The sequence below is a fragment of the Emticicia sp. TH156 genome (assembly GCF_002855535.1).
In the GTDB taxonomy this organism is placed as follows: Bacteria; Bacteroidota; Bacteroidia; order Cytophagales; family Spirosomataceae; genus Emticicia; species Emticicia fluvialis.
In genome coordinates, this window is sequence record NZ_PKRS01000001.1 from 117,179 (window position 1) to 143,223 (window position 26,045).

At 43.3% G+C, this 26,045-nt stretch carries 19 protein-coding genes; 6 read left to right on the forward strand and 13 right to left on the reverse strand.

Annotation, left to right across the window (positions count from 1 at the left end; genetic code table 11):
* Positions 1 to 83: 83 nt before the first annotated feature.
* Positions 84 to 1,067 carry a pyruvate dehydrogenase complex E1 component subunit beta gene (locus tag C0V77_RS00520; protein WP_101724361.1) on the forward strand — a complete coding sequence of 328 codons (984 nt, stop codon included), beginning with the start codon at positions 84 to 86 and terminating at the stop codon, positions 1,065 to 1,067.
* A 59-nt stretch (positions 1,068 to 1,126) separates the two neighbouring features.
* On the opposite strand, the gene C0V77_RS00525 is transcribed toward C0V77_RS00520, so the two are convergent.
* From C0V77_RS00525 to C0V77_RS00575, 11 genes are all read right to left on the reverse strand, one after another.
* Positions 1,127 to 2,284 carry a hypothetical protein gene (locus C0V77_RS00525; protein WP_101724362.1) on the reverse strand — a complete coding sequence of 386 codons (1,158 nt, stop codon included), beginning with the start codon at positions 2,282 to 2,284 and terminating at the stop codon, positions 1,127 to 1,129.
* On the reverse strand, positions 2,250 to 3,053 hold the full coding sequence (locus C0V77_RS00530; RefSeq protein ID WP_101724363.1) for a hypothetical protein: 804 nt from the start codon (positions 3,051 to 3,053) through the stop codon (positions 2,250 to 2,252). The genes C0V77_RS00525 and C0V77_RS00530 overlap by 35 nt, the downstream gene beginning before the upstream one ends.
* Positions 3,031 to 3,585 carry an RNA polymerase sigma factor gene (locus C0V77_RS00535; protein ID WP_101724364.1) on the reverse strand — a complete coding sequence of 185 codons (555 nt, stop codon included), beginning with the start codon at positions 3,583 to 3,585 and terminating at the stop codon, positions 3,031 to 3,033. Before C0V77_RS00535 ends, C0V77_RS00530 begins: the two co-directional genes overlap by 23 nt.
* Positions 3,586 to 3,828: 243 nt before the next feature.
* A complete protein-coding gene (locus C0V77_RS00540) occupies positions 3,829 to 4,788 on the reverse strand; it encodes a glycosyl hydrolase family 18 protein (protein WP_101725001.1) in 960 nt (319 codons plus the stop codon).
* Between the two features lie 24 nt (positions 4,789 to 4,812).
* Positions 4,813 to 6,981 (reverse strand): alpha-galactosidase, encoded by a 2,169-nt coding sequence (locus C0V77_RS00545; protein ID WP_229236167.1) that lies wholly within the window; start codon positions 6,979 to 6,981, stop codon positions 4,813 to 4,815.
* Position 6,982: 1 nt separating this feature from the next.
* Complete coding sequence (locus C0V77_RS00550; RefSeq protein ID WP_101724365.1) at positions 6,983 to 8,359, reverse strand: alpha-L-fucosidase; 1,377 nt, start codon at positions 8,357 to 8,359, stop codon at positions 6,983 to 6,985.
* An 84-nt stretch (positions 8,360 to 8,443) separates the two neighbouring features.
* On the reverse strand, positions 8,444 to 9,487 hold the full coding sequence (locus C0V77_RS00555; RefSeq protein ID WP_101724366.1) for an isoaspartyl peptidase/L-asparaginase family protein: 1,044 nt from the start codon (positions 9,485 to 9,487) through the stop codon (positions 8,444 to 8,446).
* Between the two features lie 32 nt (positions 9,488 to 9,519).
* On the reverse strand, positions 9,520 to 10,437 hold the full coding sequence (locus tag C0V77_RS00560) for a metallophosphoesterase (RefSeq protein WP_101724367.1): 918 nt from the start codon (positions 10,435 to 10,437) through the stop codon (positions 9,520 to 9,522).
* 6 nt (positions 10,438 to 10,443) lie between these two features.
* Positions 10,444 to 11,877: an alpha-L-fucosidase gene (locus C0V77_RS00565; RefSeq protein WP_101724368.1), complete on the reverse strand. Its 1,434-nt coding sequence runs from the start codon at positions 11,875 to 11,877 to the stop codon at positions 10,444 to 10,446.
* Between the two features lie 139 nt (positions 11,878 to 12,016).
* Positions 12,017 to 13,435, reverse strand: a complete 1,419-nt coding sequence (locus C0V77_RS00570) for a glycoside hydrolase family 125 protein (protein ID WP_101724369.1) — start codon at positions 13,433 to 13,435, stop codon at positions 12,017 to 12,019.
* Positions 13,436 to 13,471: 36 nt separating this feature from the next.
* On the reverse strand, positions 13,472 to 14,707 hold the full coding sequence (locus C0V77_RS00575) for an ROK family protein (protein WP_101724370.1): 1,236 nt from the start codon (positions 14,705 to 14,707) through the stop codon (positions 13,472 to 13,474).
* A gap of 678 nt (positions 14,708 to 15,385) precedes the next feature.
* Between C0V77_RS00575 and C0V77_RS00580 the strand changes: the two genes are divergently transcribed.
* The 3 genes from C0V77_RS00580 (at position 15,386) to C0V77_RS00590 (ending at position 21,458) form a co-directional block, all read left to right on the forward strand.
* Positions 15,386 to 18,775, forward strand: coding sequence for a SusC/RagA family TonB-linked outer membrane protein (locus tag C0V77_RS00580; protein WP_216824386.1), 3,390 nt, complete (start codon positions 15,386 to 15,388; stop codon positions 18,773 to 18,775).
* 18 nt (positions 18,776 to 18,793) lie between these two features.
* Positions 18,794 to 20,389 (forward strand): SusD/RagB family nutrient-binding outer membrane lipoprotein, encoded by a 1,596-nt coding sequence (locus C0V77_RS00585; protein WP_101724371.1) that lies wholly within the window; start codon positions 18,794 to 18,796, stop codon positions 20,387 to 20,389.
* A gap of 229 nt (positions 20,390 to 20,618) precedes the next feature.
* Positions 20,619 to 21,458 (forward strand): hypothetical protein, encoded by an 840-nt coding sequence (locus C0V77_RS00590; protein ID WP_143705980.1) that lies wholly within the window; start codon positions 20,619 to 20,621, stop codon positions 21,456 to 21,458.
* A 60-nt stretch (positions 21,459 to 21,518) separates the two neighbouring features.
* On the opposite strand, the gene C0V77_RS00595 is transcribed toward C0V77_RS00590, so the two are convergent.
* Positions 21,519 to 22,076 (reverse strand): CvpA family protein, encoded by a 558-nt coding sequence (locus C0V77_RS00595; protein ID WP_101724373.1) that lies wholly within the window; start codon positions 22,074 to 22,076, stop codon positions 21,519 to 21,521.
* Positions 22,077 to 22,465: 389 nt separating this feature from the next.
* Here C0V77_RS00595 and C0V77_RS00600 point away from each other — a divergent pair, with 389 nt between their 5' ends.
* Positions 22,466 to 23,452, forward strand: coding sequence for a ribonucleotide-diphosphate reductase subunit beta (locus C0V77_RS00600; RefSeq protein WP_101725004.1), 987 nt, complete (start codon positions 22,466 to 22,468; stop codon positions 23,450 to 23,452).
* Positions 23,453 to 23,527: 75 nt separating this feature from the next.
* Here the strand turns inward: C0V77_RS00600 and C0V77_RS00605 are convergent, their stop codons facing one another.
* Positions 23,528 to 24,652, reverse strand: coding sequence for a glycosyltransferase family 1 protein (locus C0V77_RS00605; protein ID WP_101724374.1), 1,125 nt, complete (start codon positions 24,650 to 24,652; stop codon positions 23,528 to 23,530).
* 98 nt (positions 24,653 to 24,750) lie between these two features.
* Between C0V77_RS00605 and C0V77_RS00610 the strand changes: the two genes are divergently transcribed.
* Positions 24,751 to 25,980, forward strand: coding sequence for a pitrilysin family protein (locus C0V77_RS00610; RefSeq protein ID WP_101724375.1), 1,230 nt, complete (start codon positions 24,751 to 24,753; stop codon positions 25,978 to 25,980).
* Positions 25,981 to 26,045: the final 65 nt, after the last annotated feature.

Here is a 26,045-nt window from a genome sequence, read left to right on the forward strand (position 1 = left end):
GATGTATGTTCATGCAAATTTGAGAATTCCGAATGAATTACCTAATTTTACATCAAAAAAATAAGCTTTTATTCTAAGCCACAATGAGAGAGATACAATTTAGAGAAGCCCTGCGCGAAGCCCTTTCAGAAGAAATGAGACGTGACGAGAACGTTTTTCTGATGGGTGAAGAAGTAGCCGAATACAACGGTGCATATAAAGTAAGCCAAGGAATGCTGGACGAATTTGGCCCTAAACGTGTGATTGACACTCCTATTGCCGAGCTTGGTTTTGCCGGTATTGGTGTAGGAGCAGCAGCCAACGGGTTACGTCCGGTTATTGAGTTCATGACGTTTAACTTTTCTTTGGTAGCGATTGACCAGATTATTAACTCAGCAGCTAAAATGATGGCCATGTCAGCCGGGCAATATACCTGTCCGATTGTATTTCGTGGGCCAACCGGTAATGCCGGGCAGCTGGGTGCACAACACTCACAAAACTTTGAAAACTGGTTTGCCAATACGCCCGGTTTAAAAGTGGTGGTACCGCATAGCCCTTACGATGCCAAAGGTTTGTTGAAATCATCTATCAGAGACAACGACCCGGTTATTTTCATGGAGTCGGAGGTGATGTACGGCGATAAAGGTGAAGTACCACAGGAAGAATACCTGATTCCGCTTGGCAAAGCTAACGTGCTACGCGAAGGCTCTGATGTTACCATCGTTTCTTTCGGAAAAATGATTCCGCGTGTAGTTTTACCTGCCATTGCAGAATTGGAAAAAGAAGGCATTAAAGTTGAGTTGATTGACTTGCGTACAGTAAGACCTATCGATTACGCTACTGTAATTAACTCTGTGAAGAAAACCAACCGTTGCGTGGTAGTAGAAGAAGCATGGCCATTGGCGGCTATTTCGTCAGAAATCACTTATCACTTACAACGTTACGCTTTCGATTACCTGGATGCGCCCGTTATTCGTGTTAATAATATGGATATTCCTTTGCACTATGCGCCAACTTTAATTGAAGCTACATTGCCAAACGTAAAACGTACAATTGATGCTGTGAAAAGCGTATTGTACAAAAAATAAGCGTTTGTAAAATATATTATAAAGCAAAAATCTCCGGAGGGCTCTCCGGAGATTTTTCATTACCGGCCTATTCTGATGCCGAAGGTTGTCAGATTCTGAGACCAGTTCATATCAACAGTTTCATAAGGCGGAAACTTACTACGCGTGTTGCGGCTCTGGAAGAAGTTATTGACATCTCCCTCCAGAAAAAAAGTAAACGCCTTGTAGCCCAGGTTCAGAATTAATCCGTAACGATAGGGGTTATCTTTGCTTTTTATAGGAATTTTTACATCCTGCTGGTTAATTGATTTTATCTCAGGGTAAATCTGGCTACCGCCTATTAATCTTCCTATATAAGCTCCGAAACCAAAATGAAAGGTTTTCTGGTTTGAATTACCATAGAAATTAACAGTGGGTATTATCTTGAAATTGATATAAAACAAAGATTGATTGTAAGCCGATTCTGCTTTGGGGCCAGCAGTACCCACCAGGTTATCTATGGTATAATAGTTTCCAGCAGGCGACGGCCTGTAAACGGCAACGGTGTCAAACCCGGCAACATTGGTATTGCTTGCGCGCAGCAGGTATGAAACCCTGTTATTGATGTCGCGGTTCAGGTAATACCAGCTGATATCAAATCCATAATGCAGTAATAGTTCTTTTCTGCCTGTTTGTATAAAACTCTCCTGGCGCATGAGCCCAATACTGATATTTGGCGATGCGAACGTCTTTTGTCTGAATAAATCTGATGTGTTTTTGTAGGGATTATACACTGAATTTCCTCTTTGCAGATACCTGGCCGAACTAAAACCCAATGACAGATTCAGATAGGTGTTTCTGGTAAGCCTTTGCCACGGAGTAAGCCCCTCTAACTCTTGCTGGCGGGTGGTTTCTTTGGTAAAGGTATTGCCTTCGTAGTCTTGCCTGATACTGCGTCTGACATTCGAGGGCATCTCTGCCAGATCCTGATTCATTTGTCTTACAATGCGGTTCAGGTCATATTTTTCCAGCGCCTTCAGGTCTTCCTGTGTTGCGCCCCACAATACAATCTTTTTTCGCTTGCCTATATTTACCACTATTGAGTCTATTGCTGCACTGTTTATCATTGCAAAGCCATAGGTATCAGTACCTACAACCAACAACAGCAGCAAAAAGAACTTCTTCATGGCAGGTAATACATTAAAGATACGAAGTAACAGGCCATTATTTAACGGTAGAATCGGCAGGTATGGATTCATTTTTGAAACTCTGCTTCACAAATGCCCATATCTTATTAGGTTTGTTAGGATCTGCGGCCTCAGGGGTTTTATCAACCTGCCTGGCAAGGCGTTCCTGGCGGCTTTTTTTCTTCTCTTTTGGAGCAATTACATAATCGTCTTCATCTTCAGGAATCTCCAGTATAGCTACCCTTTCTCGTTTGGCAGGGGCAACTGCCGCAGCAACTTTATCAACAGGCTTACTGGGTCTGAAGATAATGGGGGCGTCAAAAATAACAGGGCGTACATAAGCCGGCTCATTTCTTGATGTTACATTGTTGTAGCTAAACTCCTGCTCGCCGTCTTCAGTAGTTACCAGATTATCAAACGTTTCATTGGAGTTTTCGTTTGGCTCCGGCACAAATGGTTTCACTTCGTTTAAAGACCGGCCATTCTTTTTATGCGCTTTCCGACCCGTATTCTGCTCTTGTGGCTTGTCTTTCAGCGCTACCAAATCAGATTCATTAAACCGGGCTTCTACTGAAAGCGGTTGTGGAGATTTAGCAGATGGTGAATGACGAGGCTCCATTTTATTGGCCATTATGCTAGTTTTGTCTGCAAGCACTCCATAAACTCCGGCAAGGCCAAGCATCACTATTCCTGCTGCAGCGGCTTTCCACCATACGAAACGCTTCTTAACATCTTGTTTTTGTTCAATGCGCTGCCACACCCGGCTTTTATCCCAATCGGGGCTAAAGTCAGAATTCTCAAGATTTTCTCTGATTTTACTATAAAAGTTCTCTGTTTGCATGACTTTTATTAGCTATTTGTAATTTCTTTTGCAATAATTTGCGTGCGTGGTTCAACTGCGACTTTGAGGTTCCCTCGCTTATCTGCAGTTGTTCTGCAATTTCTTTATGTGTGTAACCTTCAATGGCATACAGGTTAAAAACCGTACGGTACCCATCGGGTAATTCGGCAATCAGCCTGTAAATCTCCTCTGTCGAAATCCTGTCGAGTATATGATCATCAACTGGTACATCCACCGCTTCACTTTCAGGCATCAGATGAAAACTTGCCTGCCGGCGCAGTAGCATTAATGCCTCATTCACCACAATTTTTTTCATCCAGGCCTCAAACGATCGCAGGTTATCGAATCTGAAATGGATAATGCCATCAAAAATCTTCAGAAACGAATCAACCATTAAATCTTCGGCCAGCATTCGCTCACGTACGTAACGGTACGCAATCCGATACAAAAAACTGCCATAATGCTCAAAAATTTCTTTCTGAGCAGCAGCGTCTTTTTGTCGCAGACGTTCGATTGTAGAGGTTAGAATCAAAGTTTAAACTTGGCTTTTAGTGTTAATGCGTAAAAGGGTCAAAAAGTTGTATCAGCCAATAAAAAAACCTGAAATTAAACAAAAAATAAACCTTATGCAGGAGAAGAGCCGGGTATAAAACCCATCATTGGGTGATTCTGAAAAAAGCAGCAACGGCTTTCGCCGCATAGAGGAAGAGAATGTTGAAGGTATTTACCCTTACCCCTCTCTGATACCGGAGAGAGGGGCATTAAGGGTTATTTTTTATTTACTACGTTGAATCGCTTTCAGCAAAGACGTGTCATCGGTAGTATCAAGTGCTATTTCCCATATCATTACACCTCCGCAGCCGCGTTTTTTGGCCAGTCTGGTTTTGTTTTCAATGGTGATTGTTCCGTTATAAAAGGCGCCTTTCCAGTAATCATCGTACGCACTGGCGCCGTCTTTGATTAAATCGCTATAACCCGGACCATAGTTACCCATACCTTTTTTTGAATAGAAGGGTAGGCCCAACACGGCTTTGTGCGCTGGCAGGCCGCGTTCTTTAATCCAGTAGTCAAGACTTTTTACAGCTAATGAGTAGGGTGAGTGTGCAATAACATAACTCGGGCCGTAATCAGCGTCATAAGCCATCAGATTCAGCCAGTCCATCTTGTCAAATGCTGCTTTTTTGATTCCACCACCCGTTTTGCCATAAGAAATAACGGCTGCGGTAAGTTGCTTGCCTTTTTTATGCAGGGAATCTGCCAGCTCTGAAACCAGACTTACATAATGGTCGGCTGACGGGCTGTCTTCATCCGGATACTCCCAGTCTAAATCTACTCCATCAACGCCATACGTTCTTACAAACTGCAAAACGTTTCTTACAAACGTATGGCGCCCTTCGGCGCGCTCAGCCATTTTATGAAAACGGGTGTCGTCTCCGCCGCCATCGCCAATACCCCAGCCCCCAATAGAAATAAACACCGATTTTTTATGCTGATGTGCCACTTTTACCAGGCTTTTCAGCGACTCAGGATTGCCCAGTGGCAACAGGGTGTCTCCGGTTTTTGCCGGAATGGCAAACGAATAATTGATATGCGTAAGCAGGTGCATAGGCAATTTTTCAGCCGGGATGGAAGGCGTGTAATAACCTACCACCTTAAATTCTTTGTTTTGTGCAGATACAGCATGTGCCACTACTGACAGCATCAGTAACGATAATAACCAGGATTTAACTTTCATTTTTCTTTGGATTTGGTTTTGCATTTATTCAATTACCAGCCAGGTGTAACCCTCAGCAGGTAGCTGAACTGTTATTTCAATAGAATAATCACGGTTTAATGGATAAGCAGTTGCTTTGCCGCTTTGTTCTCTTACTTTAGCTACTTTGGTTAAGCCAGAATAATAGAGCGGCAGCTTAATTCTACGGTTGATGTTTTCTTTTAGAGGATTATACAGCATAACCAGGCCTTTGGTAGCCAAAGCAGGATTCACGTGCATGATACCGTCCCAATCGCGGCCGTCCGGGCGCCGCAGATGTACGATGTCAGAATTAAGGATATCTCTGTATTTTTTATACCATTTAATGGTTTCAGTTACTACTTTTTTTGTTTCCGGGGTATCATATAACCTAGGGCCGCGATAGCACGCCTGTATGCCTGCTCCGTAATACTGCATCATGAGTTGTTTGTAGTCTTTCAGGTGTTCGCTCAGAGGCTCTAATACTGCTTCGGCTCCGCCACCCTGGTATTTGGTAAGTGGCACAAAACCCCAGCCCATTGATGGAGTTTTATCCCAGGTGCCATCAAAAATATTCTGGCGGTTCAGTATTTTCTGTTGCTCTCTTGAAAGCGAAAAGTTAACCTCTCTGTAACCCAGCGCAATTTTGTGTGAGCCATCCATAAAATACCAGTCGGGCGCGTTAATATAAACACCACGGGCATTGAGCCATTGATAAAACTCTTTTTGCATTTGCATCTGTACCCATTGCGAATCATCTAAACCTTTGTGGCCGGGGTGTCTGGTAGAAGCGCACACATCGCCCGGATACGGGCCGTCATGTTCCAGCAGGTCAAATCCGGTTTCACTGATAAACTTTTTCAGGCTTTTGATATAATTAATTCCCCATTCACTGGCCAGACAAGGCGCATGGCCAAAGAAAGCGCCTTTATCAGGCAAACCCGTTACTGGGTCTATAACATCGTTCGCATCATCAATCCGCCTGCTGCTGAATAATGAATAACCCCCGAGTTTAATTCCTTTACTATGGGCATAGTCAGCCAGTTCTTTAAACTTCCGGATGTTCGCATCTGACGCATCTTCCATATTCAGGCCACTGCCAAAACTTAAAATCACCATTTCGTAGCCGGTTTCGGCACATTGGTCAATTACACCCTTCACGGTGGAGGGGTCTGTGCTGATGAGGTGCATAAAGACGGGGTTCTGGGTTGTCCAGGGTGCAATGGCACTATACATTTTACGGCGGGCCAAACCGTTTCTTTCCCTGTCGTAGCTGTCCAGAAGCAGTTCATACGTGCGGATGGATTTGTAGTTTGCTCCGGATGCCAGGTCTATACCTACGCCTAAAGTCGGATACACTTCTACCACACAAGGGGTTTCGAAATTGTAATTCACCTGCGATGTATAAGTACTGTCTATCTTCCAATGTGTGGCCTGGTCTGAAAGCTCATAGCGCATGGCATTGTTGTAAGCATAATTGTTTTCTATGTATATCTTTTGCGGTTTTTTCATCTTCTCAGGCTTACCTACTACCGCCGATTCTTCTTCTGGTGTGGCCAGAATCTCATTTACAACCTGTGTCAGCCTGAATGCCCCCTTCGATTGATTACTGATAGTAACCCATTTACTAAGCAACGGGATACCATCAAAAACTTCATAATGCACTGCTACCTCGATACCTTTCAACTCCGGCAAACCAGACTGAAAGAACAGCATAAGGCTTTTACCTTTGGGTTGTTTAGGGTTGGCTGTCCATGTGGTGGGTTTCCAGTCAAAATGAGGTTTTACTTCTCCTGTTTCATAACGCACAAATTTGAAGTCGTCTGGCCCGGCAGATAACCCGGATATCCACTCTTCTAACAGATACGCGTGTTCTTTTTGCCCGTATAGCCCACCCACATTAAAGGTCTTGCCATTGATAACCACCCGTGCCTCGGGTCTCACCGAACGCACAAATTGTTCGTTGGTTGAAAGGTTTTTGAAACTGACGGTGGCTGCGTTCGGACTGATTTTTATCCGGCGGCTAACCAATCCGTTCGTAATTTCAAGCATAAGTCCGTTCTGCAGAACATTCACTTTACTTTTTTGCATAAAAGGACGCACCAGCCAGTCTTGACTGGGGGTCTGGGCGAATGTCTGGCTGACAGCCAAAAGACCAATAAAAAGCAGATTGTTGAAGGTCTTACGGTGGCGCATATTATTTATGGGCATTAGATAGTTCATAAGTCCAGGCATACTGGCACGGAATAGTATTAGGGTTTACCTGCGGGGCAACTATGGTAAGTACTTTGTTTTTGTATGTAAACTTAATATCGCCGTTAAAACCCAGCAATTTTACTTTGGTGGGTTTTTCTATATTTTCAATTATGATGTTATCCTGCCATTTGCTGCAAATGGCATAGATATTAGCGCCTTTTTGGGTAAAATGCAGCTTTGAATCTTTTGCATAGGCGGGGGCTTTGTCCCATTTGCGAGAGCCATAAATGGCTTCTCTGTTTACCTTCATCCAGTCGCCTATTTCTTTTAATCGTTGCTGCATAATAACCGGAATCCTGCCGTCGGCAGTTGGCCCTATGTTAAGCAGAAAATTTCCTCCGCGCGCAACAATATCTACGAGTTGGTGCACCAGTTGCTCGCCTGTCTGGTAAACTTCCAGATTTTCATTGCGGTTATAGCCGAAAGATTCACCAATACCTCGGCATTCTTCCCAGGGTCTGGCAAATCCATTGGTCGGCAAATTGTCAGTGCCGCCATGACCGTACTCAGACGTATAAAAACTGCCATGTTTACTCTTGGTATCGTTACCCCAGCGGTCGTTAACAACCACACTGCTTTTTACGGGCGAATCATTATACAGCCAGGCCAGGAACTCTTCGCTTTGCCAGGTTTTGGCAGGGTGGTCCCATTCGCCGTCTGTCCAAAGAATATCGGGCTGATATCTGGTTACGAGGTCTTTCATTTGTGGAATCATCCGTTCGTTCACATACTTGTTTACATCGTTTTTATAAACCGGACTAAACCATTCGTATAAAGAATAATAATAGCCCATGTGCAGATTTCTGGCCTTTACTGCCTTAGATAAATCTCCGGCCAGGTCCCGGTGCGGGCCCACATCAACGGCATTCCAGTTCCAAGACTGGGCACTGGGCCAGAGTGTAAAACCCTCGTGGTGCTTTGACGTAAGGACTACATATCTGGCACCGGCCTGCTCAAATATCCTGGCCCAATCTTCTGGTTTAAACATTTCTGCTTTAAACTGCTGCACGAAGTCCTGATACGAAGCCTTGCCGTAGTTTTTTTCATGAAACGCTACAAACTCTTTATGAATTTTTAGATTAGGCGCAAAGAGCCGCTGCCAGTACCATTCGGCGTAGCCACTGCCAAAGCCGTCGGCATTAGAATTGGTTGCCCAGGCAGGCACAGAGTAGATTCCCCAGTGAATAAAGATTCCGAACTTGGCATCCTGAAACCAGTCTGGCGTGGGGCGCTGGTCGAGGCTATTCCAGTTGGGCTGATACTGGGCGTATGTTTGCAGACTTACCAGTGTTGTTAGTATTAGAAGGTATTTTTTCATGTTTACAGGTTGAATAAAGGCGTGCCGCGGTTTGATACCGCAACACGCCTGAGTACCTGAATCAACAGGTTATTATTTTATCAATTACTTAGGGAAATGGCTCTTTGCCATAAATACCTTGCCGCCGTCGTCGGCCAGCGTAACGGAATAACTGAAACCATGCTGAATAGAATAGGCACCGTATTCGCCCTGTTTATTGATGGCAATAAAACCTACCTGAAAGCCTTTGGCTTTTTCAGGGTTAATTCTTACAATACGCTCTACGGCTATTTTGCAGGCCTCTTCAGGCGTTTTGCCCAGGCGCATCATTTCGACCACCAGGTGGGTACCGGCAACTCTGATAACCTCTTCTCCCTGACCAGAGGAAGTGGCAGCACCGACTTCGTTATCCACAAACAGACCGGCACCAATAATGGGGGAGTCTCCTACCCTTCCGTGCAGTTTAAATGCCATACCACTGGTAGTACAGGCACCTGAAAGGTTACCTGAGGCATCCATGGCAATGGTACCCATGGTATCGTGGTTGGCGGTACCGTCTTCAAAATAACTCGGGGCAAACGGGCCGCTACCATTTTTACGAGCTTTAATCTGCTGTTGTTCTATATTAATTACAGGTTTGTATTCAGACTTCTTCAACCATTCTTTATAGGTTTTTTCAGCATCCGGCGATAACTTATCAGGCTCTCTTTTGAAACCATTTTCTAAGGCAAACTGCAAGGCGCCGTCGCCTACCAACATTACATGCGGGGTGGTTTCCATCAGTTTGCGGGCTACCGAAATAGGGTGTTTGATGTGCTGCAAAAATGCTACTGAGCCACAGTTGGCTTTTTCGTCCATAATACAGGCATCAAGTGTTACTTTTCCGTCACGGTCAGGATTCCCCCCCAACCCTACACAACAATTAATGGTATCTTCGATTGAATTGGCTGCTACCTCTACGGCATCGAGCGCGCGGCCGTTCTTTTTCAACACTTTCCAGGCCTCGGCGTTCACGGCCAGGCCGCTGTCCCACGTGGAAACCACAATGGGTTTGCCGGCTATGGTTTTTGTGTTAGAAAATGCCCTGCTTGCCGACAGGAATGGTAAGCTAAAAGCCGACCAGCGTATAAATTTTCTTCTCGATTGCATTATTTTGTTTGTATTAGGTTATTGAGCTTCTTTTAATATTTCACAAATGCACGGTCAACGGTGCCGTTATCATAAAAATCAAGTATGGCATAGGCAGGCTCGAAGTCTCTGAAAGGGCCTTTCCACCAATTACCTGAAACCGCCCCATTATTATAATGCGTTACTCCCTGATAGGTAAGCGCCTCTTGCATGTGCAAATGCCCACTTAAACAAACCTTTACGTTTGGATAATTTCTGAACAGGTTCACTAACGCATGCGCATCGGTATGAATTAAATAGTGCGGTTGCAGCAGGTCGCCGTTTTCGGGCATTTTATCAAAAAACAAACTGGCTGCCGCTGATAAAATGGGTATATGAGAGGAAACACAAATATGCTGCTGTGCCGGGGTATTGTCTAGCTCTGCCTTTAGCCATTCCAACTGCTCGGGGTCAATCTGACCCATAAAGCCGCCCTGAGGATAAAGCTGGGTAGAGTCAAGCATAATGAATTTCCAGCCTTTTTTTGTAAAAGTGTAATACCGTTTGGGCATCCGGAACTCTTCTACAACCCACTGTTTGCCATAGAGGTTGTCGCCTTTTAAATCTGCTGTTTTATTAAACCATCCCCATATATCATGATTACCGATAAGATGTTTAACTTCCAACCTGTTGTTTTCTTTCAATAACTTGCTGAAAAGGTTGAACTGTTGGCTGGTACCTTGTTTGGTGTTTTCAAGTGCGTCTAATATGGCATCACCGCCGTTGATTATAAAATCCGGCCTGGGAGACAGCATATTGGCGCTTTGATAAGCTCTGGCCATGCCGGCTTCTGCCTCGCGAATGGGTGAAACATGCACATCTGACAAGTAGGCTACCCTAAATGCCTTTTTACGGGCAGATGCTGCTTTTGATTCAACTCCTATCATGGTTCCTGCAATTGCACTATTTTTCAGAAATCGCCGGCGGTTCATATCCTGTTATCTGTTAATTTTCAACACCCATGCATAGCTGTTACCTGCAGATTTTCTGGCTTTTTCCGGAATTTCAACTACTATTTTACCATCCTTTGCCATCCATTTTATTTTCTCCTTGCTGCCCAATAAACTTACGGTTGCCGTTTTGGCCAATGTAAGTTTACTGATTTCAATACTGGCAGGAAGCGTTTCGCCTTCATCAGCCCTATAAATGGCATAAGTAGTATTGCCATTATGCGTAAACACCAGTTTGTTTTGTTTACCCAGTTCGTTGTCACCTCTTGTATTATAAATGGCCTCCCCATTTACCTGCATCCACTTACCAATTTCTTCCAGACGCTGATACGCTTCTGGATGGAAATCTCCCTCAGGACCCGGCGCAATATTCAAAAGCAAGTTACCATTTTTTGATACTACGTCGGTCAGAATATGAATTAATTTTCTGGCCGGTTTAAAGTTCTCTTTTGGTATATAACTCCAAGAATCGCCCATGGTCATACAGGTTTCCCAGGGTATTGGCATGTAATGGTCCGGAATCTGTTGCTCAGGCGTTACATAGTTTTCAAATTCGCCACTTACGGTTCTGTCTACTACCAGCAAACCCGGCTGATGGCTTCTTGCCATTCCGGCAATGCGTGGCATATCGATGTCCTGGTCGAAAGGAATGGTTCTCTGCCATGAAACTGTGGAATCGATAGTGCTGAACGGACGTACCCAACCCCCATCAAGCCAGAGGATATCCATCTTGCCGTAGTCGCTCATCAATTCTTCAATCTGGTTGTAGGTAAATTGCTTGAAAGCCTTCCATTTTTCTGGATATCTGGCCGGATGGTACGACGGATTACGGTCTTTTGGTGGAAAATATGACCACCAGTAATCGTTAGAATGCCAGTCTGGCTTAGAGAAATAGGCGCCAATCATGAAGTCGTCTTTACGGAAAGCTGCAAAAACCTCTTTGGCAATGTTGCTTTTCGGGTTAGAGGCAAAAGGTGTATTAGTAATTTTATAATCGCTTTGTTTGGTGTCAAACATCGCAAAACCATCGTGATGTTTGGTGGTAAAAACCAAGTATTTCATACCTGCATTTTTAGCTGCCGCAGCCCATTTGTCAGGATTAAACTGAATGGGATTGAAAGACTTCGGCAGGTCTTCGTATGCTTTTTTGTATTCGTACCAGTTGTCTTTGAAAGGGCCTTTGCGTTCGCACCAGCCTTCGTCTTCAGGGCAAAGGCTCCAGCTTTCTACAATACCCCATTTGCTGTAAGTACCCCAGTGCATCATTAAACCAAACTTTACATTCTGCCACTGGTTTAGTTTTTCTTTTACTTTGGGGTCGGTGGGTACAACATATTTATCATGATTCTGCTCTGAGTGTTGCTGAGCAGAAAGTGTGTGCGCCCAAACGGCAATGATAAGTGTGACTAGCGTTTTTTTCATTTTACTTATAATGAGAAAAGAAAGTTTAGCGCAGCAAAGGAATTGGTACCTTCTGTGTCTTGTTTTCTTATTCTCTTGTTTATCAATAATAATTACTGGTTATGGTTTAGACAGCCCCAACGAACGAAACACCGTTTCGTTATACGTTTAATAAATGCGGCCGTTCGCGTTCAATTTTCAGAATCAGCTCTCCAAAAAGCGTGTTGGCCCATGCAAACCATTTGCGTGTAAACTGAGAGGCATTGTCTTTATCGAAAGACTCATGCATAAAACCTGTGCCTGCATGTGTGGTTTTCAGGTAATACAACTGGGCCTTTATCTCCTGCTCACTAGTGGATGTCATGGCACGCATAATGATGCTCATGGGCCAAATCTGATTAACCAATGTATGCGGGCTTCCGATTCCCTCGGCAGCTTTGCCTTTGAAGAAATACGGGTTGCTGTCGCTCAGCACGAAACGTCTGGTGTTCTGATACACCGGGTCTGTAGCTTTTACCGCCCCCAGATACGGCAGGCTCAACAGGTTGGGTACGTTGGCATCGTCTTGTAACAGGCAGTTACCAAAACCATCTACCTCCATGGCATATACTGGCCCGTAGATAGGATGTTTGATGACAGCATATTTTTTAATAGCTGTTTCAACCTGGTTGGCAAGGGCTTTACATTCTGTTGCAAAGGCGGTATTATTCAGCACTTTCTCTGATATTTCGGCCAGCTGACGGAAAGAAACAACCGCGAACAGATTGGCAGGAATCAGGAACGGGTACTGGGTGGCATCGTCGGAAGGACGGAAAATACTGTGAATCAGCCCGTTTGGTTTGGTATTATTACCATAGCCATTACCGGGTACAGTATCTGTAGACCAGGAGGTGGTACGACCAAAACGGTAAGGCCCCCTGTCGGTAAAGCGCTGTTGCACTTTGCAGGTGGCAATAATCAGTCTGGCTGCCTGAAACCATCTGGCATCAAAAATACTGGTATCGCCCGAGGTTTTCCAGTAATGATAGGCCAGCCGAACGGTGTAGCACAGTGAGTCCAGCTCCCATTTACGTTCATGCAACTCAGGTTTCATGTCTGTGTGGTCGGAGTACCACTCCGACTTACCCGGCCCGTCGTTAAACGCATTGGCATAAGGGTCAATGAGTATGCACTCGGTCTGGCGGTTAACTACCCCCGCTATCAGGTCTTTCAGGCGGTCATCCTGCTTGATTAAAGGCAGGTAAGGCCATACCTGGGCCGAGCTGTCACGCAGCCACATGGCATGAATGTCACCCGTAATTACAAACGTATCTGGTCGGCCGTTTTTGGTTTTGAAAATAACCGTTGTATCAAGCGTATTGGGGAAACAGTTTTCAAACAACCAGGCCAGTTCAGGGTCTTTTACAGACTTTTTTATGCGCGCAATAGTGGCCTCAATGGCCGGGCTGGTAAAGTTTCTTTTGTCTGGCGCGACCCTCACAGTCGGGAAACCAGCGGCAAAGGCATTGGTACCTGCCAGCAGGCCTATACCAGCCAAAGAGGTAGTTTTAATAAAATCTCTTCTATTCTGATGCTGCATTTAACAAATAGGTTAATAATTAAATTCGGGCTGCCCTTAAGCGGTTTTCAGCAGGTTTTCAACCACATAGGTATGCACCCCATATATTTTGGCGTTTTCGCCCAGTTGAGAAATTTCAATTCTTAAATCTTCCTTGAAGTCGGTTAAGCAATACTTATTAATGGCGTGTTCTATCGGGTTTACGATGAGTTTCTGCGCTTTAGACAGCACGCCGTCAATAATAATAATCTGAGGATTAAATAAATGCACAGCTATAGACAAACCCTTGCCCAGTTCTAAGCCTATGTTGTGTATTATGTCAATAGCAAAGGCATCGCCCTGTTGGGCAGCCTCAATTACCATTTCAAGGTTAATGTCTTCAATTTTGTCTTTATATTCACCCAACTTAGACACTTTACCATGTCTTAGGCCGTCTTTGATGTTTTTAAGCAAGGACGAGGCCGAGGTTATGGTATCAAGACAACCTACTTTTCCACAGGTGCAAAGCACGCCATCAGGATTCACCTGAATATGCCCCAACTCTCCGGCAAAACCAGAGGCGCCGTCAAATATTTCACCGTTTACTACTACTCCCAGACCAATGCCCCAGTCAACATTAATAGACAACACATGATGCTTGCCTCTGGCCAGCCCGAATCGATACTCGCCAAATGCATTGGCTTTAGAATCGTTCAATACATAGGCTGGAAGCCTGAAATGCTCTTCAATTGATTTGGCCAGCGATTTATTCTCGCTGTTAAGGCTTTTATAGGTGTAGTTGATACCCGTATTTTTATTGACCAGACCCGGGATAGAAACCCCGATAGCAATCAGTTTTTTACCCTTCGTTATTTTCTGCTCTATTACGTTGTCTACCAACGAAAAAAGTGTTTCAAGAAAGATAGGATTGTTTTTTAGCTGTAAATCAAAAACCTGTGTAAAAATGACCTGATTACGGAGGTTAAGCAGAAAAACCTTGGTGTCGTGTGTGTTGATGTCTAGCACCATTACAAACTTTTCTTTGGGATTTATGCCGTATATAGCCGGCCGGCGGCCCTGCTTAGACACCCCAAATCCTGTTTCAATAATCCATTTTTCTTCAACCAGTTCTTCAATAAGTGCGGTAATTGACGGAATACTGATGTGTAATGAGTGAGAAAGCTCTGCTATGGTATTGGTTTCGTTGAGATACAACTCAGAGACGATGCCCTTTTTCTGTCTGTTTTTTTTGATATCGATGACCGATTCTCTACTGGTCACTTCAAGATCGTTATCGAGAGATACTTCTGACATTGTTTATAATAATTTAATGAGGTTAGGCTCATAACAAACAGGCAGGCGCTTTTAAGTGGGCTCCGGTTATGATTTTATATTTTCGTATAGGGTGAATTTTAAAAAACAGTAAGCAATTTATTAAAAAAACAGCAAGACTTTTTCTTGAATCAGGCTTTTTTGCAAATCAGGCCTAAATATCATATAAAATTTAATAAGACTTCATATGTTTTTAAAAAAATTTAATAATTAGTTTTTATTAATCAATTTTTATTTATGTTTGTAACCACATTTAAGATTTTTTTAAAAATCTGTTCGCATCAAAAAGTATCACTATATCAATTTTATATTGATTTTTTTGAACCGCATTCTTAATCCACCATATAAGTTTTGCTTTTTATCTCCTGTTTTCGCTACCCGTAAAACGGAGTATTTTAAGACCATTACTATAAGAATGTTTAACCTTAAATCGTCAGAGTATAGCTAAAAATTAACTAAATCTAGCCTATCTATGGAAGCAAAGTATATAGTAGGACACCCTCATAAAAACGTTTACTTGTCTTGCCGCCCGGCAAGATAACAGCACGTTGCCTGAGTGGTCATTTTCCTGTTATGCTTCAATGCCGATTCTGAAAATGCACCATTCAGCTGATTTTACCGATTTTCAAAGCAATCATTTTTAACCCAAGTCAAATTTATATGAGAAATTTTTTACCAAAGTTGGTGGTAATACTTTTGATGGGCTTCAGCCTGCCGGTATTAGCCCAGACCATTACAGGTAAGGTAACAACGAACGGAGAGCCGCTGCCCGGCGTTTCTGTAGCCGTTAAGGGCGCCCCTAACGGAACCATTACTGACACAGAAGGTAAATACACACTTACTGTACCTAATCTGAAAAGCACAATTGTTGCTTCTTTTATTGGTTTTACAACGCAGAACATTGACATTAACGGACGCTCAATTATTGACATTGAGATGGTTGAAGATGCCAAACAACTTAACGAGGTAGTTGTAACGGCATTGGGAATTAAGAGAGAATCAAAATCTATTGGTTACTCGGCCCAGAAGGTGGCATCGAAAGACCTGGTACAGGCTGCCCCGCCAGATATCGCATCTGGTTTGATGGGTAAAGCTGCCGGTCTGAACATCTCTCAACCAAACGGTGTGCAGGGCAGCTCTCAGAGAATCGTTATCCGTGGTAATAACAGTATCCTGGGCAGCAACCAGCCTTTGATAGTTATTGACGGTATACAGGTACAAAACGACCCCGTTGGCGGTACACAAGGTAAAAGTGGCGACGTAACCAGCCCTAAAGACTGGGGTTCGTTCCTGAACTTTGTAAACTCTGACGAGGTAGAGGATATCACCATCCTGAAAGGCGCCAACGCAGCTGCGCTTTACGGTGCACGTGGCGCTAACGGGGTTATTATGATAACCAGCAAAAAAGGTGGTAAAAGAGAAGGTTTTGGTTTAGACTATAACTTCTCGTCGCTATCAACAACGGCTTACCGTTTTCAGGATGTACAAAACGAGTACGGTTATGGTGGGGCATCTGCCCTTTGGTCGGCAACGCAACCTTTCCCAACAACTTCAAAAGGCGAATTGCGCTACCCTGGTAACTACCCATGGGATGCACAGGACGTAAACAATAACTACCGCAGTGGTGGCCCTATTCCGGGTGGTTATTCATCTTGGGATATTTTCAGCTGGTATGGCCCGGCTTCATCATGGGGACATAAACTGGATGGCACTGAACTTATCTGGTGGGACGGCGTTAAACGCAAATGGGCTCCACAACCAGACAACAGAAAAGCTTACTTTAACACCGGTAACACTACTACGCATAACTTGTCGTTCAGCGGTGGCGGAGACTACGGAACTTTGAGAGTGGGTTTGACCAGATTAGACAACAAAGCTATTGTGCCGAACAGCAACTATGACCAGACCAATGTAAACCTGGGTTCGTCATTAAACATTTCGAAAAAAGTTAAAGCTGAAATCACTACCAGCTATACGAACTATAACCGTCTGAACACGCCTGAGTCTGCCAACGATAACGGTTGGGCAAACTTTATGATTCACGGTATGTCACGCGATTACATCCCGTTAGAGTTTGACACTTACAAACTATCAAACGGAAGCAAAAACATTTTTGACCAGACTTCTCCATTCAAATATTATCCTTACAACAACAATGCTTTTAAGGATATGTTCTGGAAATTCTACGAAAACAACCAGAGACTATCACGCAATCAGTTGTTAGGTTCAATCCGTTTATCGGCAGACATCACGCCGTGGTTGAACATCGCCGGTCGTACGTCGTTAAACAATTCAACTACCAGCATCGAAAGCAAAAATACGCCTGTGGATGTTGCGGGTATTCAGGGAGCTTATGGTATGGAAAACATCAACAATACCGACCTGAACTTTGAGGCATTCACAACCTTACATAAAGACGGTTTGTTTGGCTCTAAATTTAACGGTAGCTTGTTAATTGGTAACTCGGCTCTTCGCAGCAGAAGCCATGGTGTAAATACCTGGAACGCCGGTAACTTTGACGTACCGTTCAAGTATTACCTGAACAACAACCTGGATAAAACCAAAATCACAACCGGTGAAACCCGCTATGATTTAAACCTGAACTCGTTGTTTGGCATTGCCGACCTTTCTTACAACAACTACCTGTTCTTGCAATTAACAGGCCGTAACGACTGGTCGTCTACCCTTCCAATTGCTACTTCGTCATACTTCTTCCCATCAGGAAGCTTGAGCTTTGTGTTTACTGAGGCAATTGACGCCTTCAAAAATCAGAACGTGCTAAGCTACGGTAAACTGAAAGTATCTTTGGCCGAGAGTGCTAACGGTACTAATCCTTACCTGACCCAGTACACTTATAATACCTCTACCATTACCAACACTATTAATGGTACAGCCGCAACTTCTTTTGGTGGTCTGCCGGTTCGTAGTTTACAAACTACGTTGCCTCCGGCTGGCTTATTGCAACCACAAAGAAACAAATCATTTGAAATTGGTACTGAGTTAGGCTTCCTGGGCGGTAAATTAAGCATGGAACTAACTTACTACCAGACAAGAGCAACCAGCCAGATTCTGAGCTCATCGCTGGCTACTTCTTCAGGTGCTACTGCAGTAACATTTAATACAGGAGAATTGGCAAATAAAGGTTTCGAGTTTATTGTAAGAGCTACACCTGTTAACTCTGGTTCATTCAGATGGGATCTTGCTTTGAACGGTGCACATAACCAAAACAAGGTTATTTCATTGGCTGACGGTATTGAGCGTTATCCGATTGCTGACCTTTGGGGAACAAACGGCGCCTTGATGTATGTAAAAGCAGGTGAAAACTATGGCACAATTTACGGATACGACTATACTTACTTAAACGGCCAGAAAGTGGTTAAACCAGTGGTTGATAAAACAACCGGTAAAGTAGTTGGTACACAATATGTAACCACTGCAGACCCGGTTGCTATTGGCAACACAACACCGAAACTGACAGGTGGTTTAACTAATAATTTCCGTTACAAAAACTTCAGCTTGTATATCCTGACCGACTTCAAACTGGGTGGTGATATTTACTCGGCAGACTACGGTGCTTCAGTTGGTCATGGTTTGTCGCCAAGCACATTAACAGAAAGAAACGGTGGTGGTTTACCATATACTTATCCTGATGGTAGCACAGCTAACCACGGTGTGATTCTTGAAGGCGTATTTGCCGACGGAACCAAAAATACAGACGTGGTACATTATATGTATAAATATGCAGGACAATACATGGGTTGGTCTAACGTAAAAATGCCAAGAAGCAACCTGGTTTTCGAAAACTCGTGGGCCAAACTTCGTGAGGTAAACCTTACTTACTCTATCCCGTCAGCTATTGTAAAACGTACTAAATTCCTTCAGGGGCTTGACGTATCGTTTGTTGGCCGTAACCTGTTCTATTTATTCACAACCTTGCCTGACAGAATGAATCCTGAGGCTATTAACGGTATTGGCAACGCCCAAGGTTTCCAATGGTCGCAATTCCCGGGCACTCGTGATTTAGGTATCTCATTAAAAGCAAGGTTATAATCCATTAAACACAGAATCATGAAATATCTATCAAAAATATTTATAGTAACCTTACTGATTACGGCAGTATCATGTAAGAATGATTTTGAGGAAATAAACGCTCCGTGGGACAAACCCAACAGCGCCTCAACGCCAGAGATGTTCAATGCGGTAATCAGTTCACTGCCATTGACAGCCGGAGAACAATCGGTTATGAATGCCTGGTTGTACCCCATTACACAGCAGGCCGCCATTACTTCTGGTTCTTACCCATACGACAACGCCAAAAATGATGTTTGGCAGAACTACTACTATACCCTTGGTAACGTAAGAGTAATTGAAGACAGAATTGCTAAAAGTGCAGACCCTGCCTCAATGAACAACGTGTCGGCTATGCTTAAAACTATTATGGCTTACAAGTCGTTTAAACTGACAAACTACTACGGTGCAGTACCTTACAAAGAGGCCGGATATGCTGCTTTGGCAGCAGATAAAGGCGTGGGTGTGTATAAATCAAAATACAATACCCAACAGGAAATATACACAGATATTCTGACAAACCTGAAATGGGCAGTTGATAACCTGAAAACCGATGCCTCTCAGTATTCGTTGGGTAACTATGAAACACTTTTCAAAGGAGACATCAGTAAATGGATCCGGTTTGCCAATAGCCTGCGCTTGTATATAGCTGCCACTATTTACAACAAAGATCAGGCTTTAGCAACTGCTCATATTACAGACGCGCTAACCAAACCTTTGCTTGGCGACACTGAAAACGTAGGAATCTGGCCAGCGGACCTGAACCTTTCTCTACAATGGCGTGAGTGGTCTTTTTCTGCTAACTGCTACTTAAGAATGGGTTCAACTATGTGGAGCCTGATGTCTGCTAATGACAATAAAGACGGTAGTGGTATATTTGACCCGCGTGCCCGTATATTTTATGAACCAAACAACGCAGGCGAGTGGGTTGCATATCCGCAAAACCCGGTTTCAGGCGTAACACCTACAGAAGGTGGTACACCTTATGACAAAAAACGTTACACAGCCTGGAGCGATAAAGGCGCCAGCAACCTGTATTCGCCGGTTAATTTGTATTTCGAGCAGGATCTAACCACTATCCCTGAACTTATCCTTACAGCAGCGCAGGTGCGTTTTATCAAAGCCGAAATTTACAACAGAGGTATGGGTGTTGCAGCCAACGCTGCCACAGCCAAAGCAGAATATGAGTCGGGTATAAAAGCATCGGTAAATATGTGGAAAGGCATTGCGTTTAAATCGCCGGTTTGGACAGTAGCAAAACCTTCATCTGCTACAGCAACCGATGCAGAAATCAGCACTTTGCTGTCGAGCCCGGTAGTGGCTTACGCTGCCGACCCTGCTACTGCCTTGAAACAGATATATGCCCAGCTATGGATTGACCAGTTCAGACAACCATTTGATGCCTGGACATTGAAAAGAAGAACAGGTGATAAAACGCCGGTTTCAACTTCAAATTCACAGTATTACACTGGTAACTTCGGTACTTACCAACGTTTTGTGTATCCGGACGACGAAATCACCTACAATGCAGACAACTTTAAAGCAGCTGCAGGCGGAACAAACCTGAACAGCACAAAATTGTGGATAACACAATAATTTGCACAAATATTTTATTATATTTGAACGAATAATTCAAAAATATTAAGTAGAATTGTTTCATCATAGTTTTTCCAGAAAAGGCCCTCAATCGAGGGCTTTTTTCTTTTCAGGAGGTTTTTATCTTGAAGATTGAGAATCAACAAAGCTTCTTGAAAACTTCACATAGAATCATAACACTTAGCTATGGCGGGTTGATTTTTTATTCTATTTTCGCGCATTGTTTTTTGTGACTAAACCAACCAATCACTACTATATGAAATCCTTCCTTTTTAAGACTATTGTCTTTTTGAAAAAGCCAAGTATCATTTATCGTTTTCTGGCTATTCCTGTTGCATTTTATGCCATTTTTTCAATCGCCATTCCGGACATCCAATTCAATATGGCAAGCGGCAAGACCGTAGAAATGTCATTTGACCAGCTAATCAAAACGCCAAAAGCAGAATTGCCCCGCTATTTAAAAATTAAAGATGCCGTTGTACCATCAGGGACTTACGTTTATGAAAGAAGCAAAAAGAGAGGCACTCTCAGAGGCATTTATTATCCGGTTTATCCAGAACAGAAACAGAGTATTAAAATCAGTGGCGCAAAAGTGGATAGCCTTCTCAAGGCAGCAAATGTTAAATCTTCTTCACTTCAAAATGAGGCCGACAGCAGTGTTTCTATTCCAATAATGCAGGATTACAGCAGCACAGAGGCCAAACTTGTGATTCATGATACCCATGTACAGGAAAGTGATATAAATGATAGCACAGGCCATTATTTTGATTCTCCGACTTTTTCTATCGAAGGTCGCAATAGCGGCGATGCCATACCTGATGATATAAAAAGTTTATTTACCGAAGATGGTATCAAGATTAGTAATGATGCCATATTGTTAAAAAAAGGTGAAACAGTTATGAAAACGTCATCGGCAATAATTCTAAGCGTTGTTGCCTTGATTATTGGAGTACTGGGAATCCTTACGTTTTTCCCTACAAATGTGCTTGCCAATTGGGCTGGGGTAAGTATTGTTTCAGAACCTGCCAAAAATGAAGGTGAGGCATCATCTCCTGAAAACAAAGCTTAATTATATAAGGCATTTTACAAAAAAAGCACCGGCGTGGGTGCTTTTTTTGTAAAACAGACTTCACTTAGCTTCTCCCCTATCTTCCACTATATCCTTATGCTCCTCCGCCACTTGCCTGATAAGATTACCTCCGGCCGGAATCCAGTCTGAAACTTTTGAAATAACCGATGGTGCCACTTTAGTGATGACCGGATAAGTGACCGATTCCTGCGTAAGATGTGAAGGCAGTTTTATGTCAATAGCATTGAGTAACCACAAGAAAACACTGATACCAAATACCCAGGTAAATATGCCGACTATTGCCCCTGCGAAGCCATCAATGGTACCCAGAATAGTAAACCGGAGCGCCCGGCTGAGCATCCAACCCAATTTGTTGATTAAGAATATGGTAGGAAAGAAAATAATAGCAAAACTCAGATAAGGCAAAAATCGGTTAGCCGTGTTTTCGCCAATGGCGGGGGCCAGCCAGTTCATGCCTATCCCCAGAAACTTAAAGCCCAACACAAGGGCTGCAATAAAAGCCAGAACACCAATAATTTCTATAAACAGGCCCTTTACATAGCCCTTATAAGCACCAAACAGAATTGGCACAATGAAAATTAAGTCAAGCACGTTCATGTTCTACAACAGGGTTATCAGGAATAATACGTAAAACTCCTGAAAAAATTTCTTTCCAGTTCCGGAGTTATACAAAGGTAAAATTTTTAAGCACAAAAAAGCGCTTATCAGACATAGAAAACCGCCTCAAAAAAGTCGATTGACAAATTCAGAAAACTACTCTAATTATCATAAAAAGACAGGTATAACACAAAAAAGCAAGAATAATTCCCTTAAATACACCAAATTTCGGCCTCTAAAATTTATCCTGATATTTTTCTCTTGATTATCAATATCTTAAAAACTATTTAGATAAATTCTAAAAACAATTATTGCAAACTGTGGTATTAATCTGTAAGTTTGACTACACTTTCATGAAAACAATTGGAGTAACCTTAAATTATACTAAGATGACTGACGAGCAATTATTAGAAGTAGAACCCCTGCTCATTGAGGATAAAACAAGATTTGTCCTTTTCCCGATTAAGCATAACGATATATGGGAGTTTTATAAAAAACATGAGGCATCTTTCTGGACAGCAGAAGAAATAGACCTTTCGCCGGACCTGAAAGACTGGGAGAATCTTAATGATGGGGAGCGTCATTTTATATCACACGTACTGGCTTTCTTTGCCGCATCAGACGGAATAGTTAATGAAAACCTGGCGGTTAACTTTATATCTCGCGTTCAGTTTGCCGAGGCCAAATGTTTTTACGGTTTCCAGATTATGATGGAAAACATCCACTCTGAAACCTATTCGCTTCTGATTGACACCTACATAAAAGACCCCGTAGAGCGTGATAAAATGCTCAATGCCATAGACCACATACCTTGTGTAAAGAAAAAAGCCGACTGGGCTTTGCGCTGGATAGACAATGGCAATTTTATTGAACGCCTGCTGGCCTTTGCCGTGGTTGAAGGAATTTTCTTCTCTGGCTCGTTCTGCTCTATTTTCTGGTTGAAAAAACGCGGTTTAATGCCCGGCCTTACTTTCTCTAACGAGTTAATATCGCGCGATGAAGGTCTGCACCGTGACTTCGCCTGTCTGCTTTATACCCGTTATATTAAAAACCAGCTGCCTTCTGAAACCATTTATTCACTAATTAAAGACGCGGTGGCAATTGAGAAAGAATTTGTAACCGATGCCCTGCCGGTTTCGTTAATTGGTATGAATGCCGAGTTAATGTGCCAGTATATTGAATTTGTGGCCGACCACTTGCTGGAGTCATTAGGACTGGAAAAAATATACAACACAGGCAATCCTTTCGACTTCATGGATATGATTTCGTTGCAAGGTAAAACCAATTTCTTCGAAAAACGTGTGGGCGAATATCAGAAAGCCGGCGTTATGTCGCAAAAAGAGCAGATGTCGTTCTCGCTTGACGAAGAGTTTTAATCAAGAAAAACATTTTGTTACATAGTTTGGTAATCTATAGGGGCAAAAGATGTTTTGCTCCTATTTTTTTTAAAATTAAAGACTTTGGTAAAGCTCAGTGAGCCGGGCGGCAATAGGCTTGCCTGCAAATTGCTTAATGTGCTCCTCTCCTGCTTCAATCAGTTTGTGCTGCAAGGTTTTATTGCTTAGCACCTCCTGCATTTTTTGCGCTATGTCGGCTGCATCAAGCGGGTTAGCATAAAGTGCCCCCTCCCCCCCTGCTTCTTCAAGGCAAGAGCCTGTTGCTGCCACCACCGGCACCCCGCTGCTAAGGGCTTCAATAACAGGTATGCCGAAACCCTCAAACACAGACGGATACACAAACAAACTACCACCTTGATACAAGGCAGGTAAATCGTCCATAGGCACCCCACTTAGAAACCTGACAGACTGAATACGATTTTGCTGTACGTATTTCTTTAGCTCGTCCAGATATGCGGATACTCCCCCTACCAGCACCAGTTCATACGCTTCGGTATTTAAGGATTCAAATGCCTGTATTAACCTTAGCTGGTTTTTCCGTTCGGTAAAAGATGCCACACATAGTATGTAATCTTTCGTAATACCATACTTTTTTTTAACCTGCGCCAGCGTAGCCTTGTCTGTTATTGGCTGACTAAACTGTGGTTGAAACCCCTGGTATATAACGGTTATCTTGTCGGCCGGTGTGCCATAAAACTCTATGATATCACGTTTGGTTTGCTCACTTACAGCCACAATGGCATCGGCGTTCTGGCAGGCATATCTGAATTTCCGCTGATAAAAAAACCTGTCTATGGCAGGGTATTGCTCAGGATACCGCAGGAATATCAGATCATGTATAGTCACTACTGATTTTATACCGGCTTTACCCAGACCATACGGAATCTCATTACTCAGGCCATGAAAAACCTCAATTTTATCAGTCTGTAAATCTTTAGTAATAAATCTGCTACGCCACAAGGCATTGGGCAGGTAGGCGTACGCCGCAGGAAGCTTAATATTTAATTGATTTTTGAAAGGCATCTGCGCATCAGGCCAGGTTGCTTTCTGCCTGGGTGTGTAAGCATAGTAGGCGTGTTGGGGGGCGTGTTCCAGCAAAGACTCTATAATAAACCTGCTGTAATTGCCTAAACCCGTGTAGTTATTAAAAGCCCGCTTGGCATCAAAACCTATTCTCATTGAACTATCTTTGCATTAAATTTGTAAATAAATATTAGGTCATACTTTTAAGAGACCTCCTTTTTACACCATTCAATATTTTTTTCCCTTAGGGGTTTATGGAATATCAAATCTATACTTTACCCAATGGTATTCGTATTGCACATCGTCAGGTACCACACACACAGATTGTGCATTGCGGCCTGATGCTCGACATGGGTAGCCGTGATGAAAAACCCAATCAGGTGGGTCTGGCCCACTTCTGGGAACACATGGCGTTCAAAGGTACAAAAAAGCGCAAATCTTATCATATAATTAATCGTCTGGAATCGGTAGGAGGCGAACTGAATGCCTACACCACCAAAGAGAAAATCTGTTTCTATGCGTCGGTGCTGGATAATCACTTCGAAAAATCAGTTGAATTACTGGCCGATATAACTTTTCATTCTACATTCCCTGAAAACCAGATTGAAAAAGAACGCGGGGTGATACTAGAAGAGATGTCGATGTATCAGGATTCCCCCGAAGATGCCATCCAGGACGATTTCGATGGGATTGTATTTGCCAATCACCAGTTGGGCGCTAATATTCTGGGCACGCAAGACAGTGTAAAATCGTTTACACGCAAAAGTCTGCAGCAGTTTATAACAGAGAATATGGATACCGACCGGATAGTTTTTTCGGTTGTTGGCAATATATCGTTCAAAAAGGTGGTTCAGATTACCGAAAAGTATCTGAAAGAAATACCTGCACGCAAGAGTGAAATCAGACGCGAGCCTCCGCAGTCTTATCTGCCGCAACAGGTAACCCTTACCAAAAGCATAACGCAGGCACACTGCGCCATTGGCCGCCCCGCCTATGCGCTGAAAGACGAACGCCGGCTACCATTTTTTATGCTGGTGAATCTCTTCGGTGGCCCGGGCATGAACTCACGCCTGAATATGACATTGCGCGAGAAATACGGACTGGTATATGGCATTGAGGCCAATTATTCGCCCTTTATAGATACCGGTTTTCTGGGAATATATTTTGCTACCGACAAGGCTAATCTGGAAAAGGCGAAGTCGCTCATCAGAAAAGAAATGCAATTGCTGAAAGAAAAACCTTTAGGTAAGTTGCAACTGCATACAGCCAAAGAACAACTGATGGGACAACTGGCTATGGCTGAAGAAAGCAACCAGAGTTATATGTTGATGATGGCCAAGAGTATTCTGGACCTCGGCAGGGTAGAGTCTTTAGAAAGCATATTCAATGCCATAAAGAAAATTGAAGCCCATGACCTGCAAAGTGTTACGCAGGAAATGTTTGATGAAAACCAGCTGAGTTACCTTACGTTTCTGCCTGAATAAAAACATAGCAAGAAAGAATTATACTTTTCGAAGCATTTTGAGAAGGCCGGACGAGCCTTTAACCG

Coding starts and splice junctions, on each gene's coding strand:
- C0V77_RS00550 (WP_101724365.1), bottom strand. CDS start 8,359: ATGAAAAAATACCTTCTAATACTAACAACACTGGTAAGTCTGCAAACA.
- C0V77_RS00605 (WP_101724374.1), bottom strand. CDS start 24,652: ATGAGAATAGGTTTTGATGCCAAGCGGGCTTTTAATAACTACACGGGT.
- C0V77_RS00575 (WP_101724370.1), bottom strand. CDS start 14,707: ATGTCAGAAGTATCTCTCGATAACGATCTTGAAGTGACCAGTAGAGAA.
- C0V77_RS00530 (WP_101724363.1), bottom strand. CDS start 3,053: ATGCAAACAGAGAACTTTTATAGTAAAATCAGAGAAAATCTTGAGAAT.
- C0V77_RS00595 (WP_101724373.1), bottom strand. CDS start 22,076: ATGAACGTGCTTGACTTAATTTTCATTGTGCCAATTCTGTTTGGTGCT.
- C0V77_RS00525 (WP_101724362.1), bottom strand. CDS start 2,284: ATGAATCCATACCTGCCGATTCTACCGTTAAATAATGGCCTGTTACTT.
- C0V77_RS00555 (WP_101724366.1), bottom strand. CDS start 9,487: ATGCAATCGAGAAGAAAATTTATACGCTGGTCGGCTTTTAGCTTACCA.
- C0V77_RS00610 (WP_101724375.1), top strand. CDS start 24,751: ATGGAATATCAAATCTATACTTTACCCAATGGTATTCGTATTGCACAT.
- C0V77_RS00585 (WP_101724371.1), top strand. CDS start 18,794: ATGAAATATCTATCAAAAATATTTATAGTAACCTTACTGATTACGGCA.
- C0V77_RS00570 (WP_101724369.1), bottom strand. CDS start 13,435: ATGCAGCATCAGAATAGAAGAGATTTTATTAAAACTACCTCTTTGGCT.
- C0V77_RS00540 (WP_101725001.1), bottom strand. CDS start 4,788: ATGAAAGTTAAATCCTGGTTATTATCGTTACTGATGCTGTCAGTAGTG.
- C0V77_RS00600 (WP_101725004.1), top strand. CDS start 22,466: ATGACTGACGAGCAATTATTAGAAGTAGAACCCCTGCTCATTGAGGAT.
- C0V77_RS00545 (WP_229236167.1), bottom strand. CDS start 6,981: ATGCGCCACCGTAAGACCTTCAACAATCTGCTTTTTATTGGTCTTTTG.
- C0V77_RS00560 (WP_101724367.1), bottom strand. CDS start 10,437: ATGAACCGCCGGCGATTTCTGAAAAATAGTGCAATTGCAGGAACCATG.
- C0V77_RS00520 (WP_101724361.1), top strand. CDS start 84: ATGAGAGAGATACAATTTAGAGAAGCCCTGCGCGAAGCCCTTTCAGAA.
- C0V77_RS00565 (WP_101724368.1), bottom strand. CDS start 11,877: ATGAAAAAAACGCTAGTCACACTTATCATTGCCGTTTGGGCGCACACA.
- C0V77_RS00580 (WP_216824386.1), top strand. CDS start 15,386: ATGAGAAATTTTTTACCAAAGTTGGTGGTAATACTTTTGATGGGCTTC.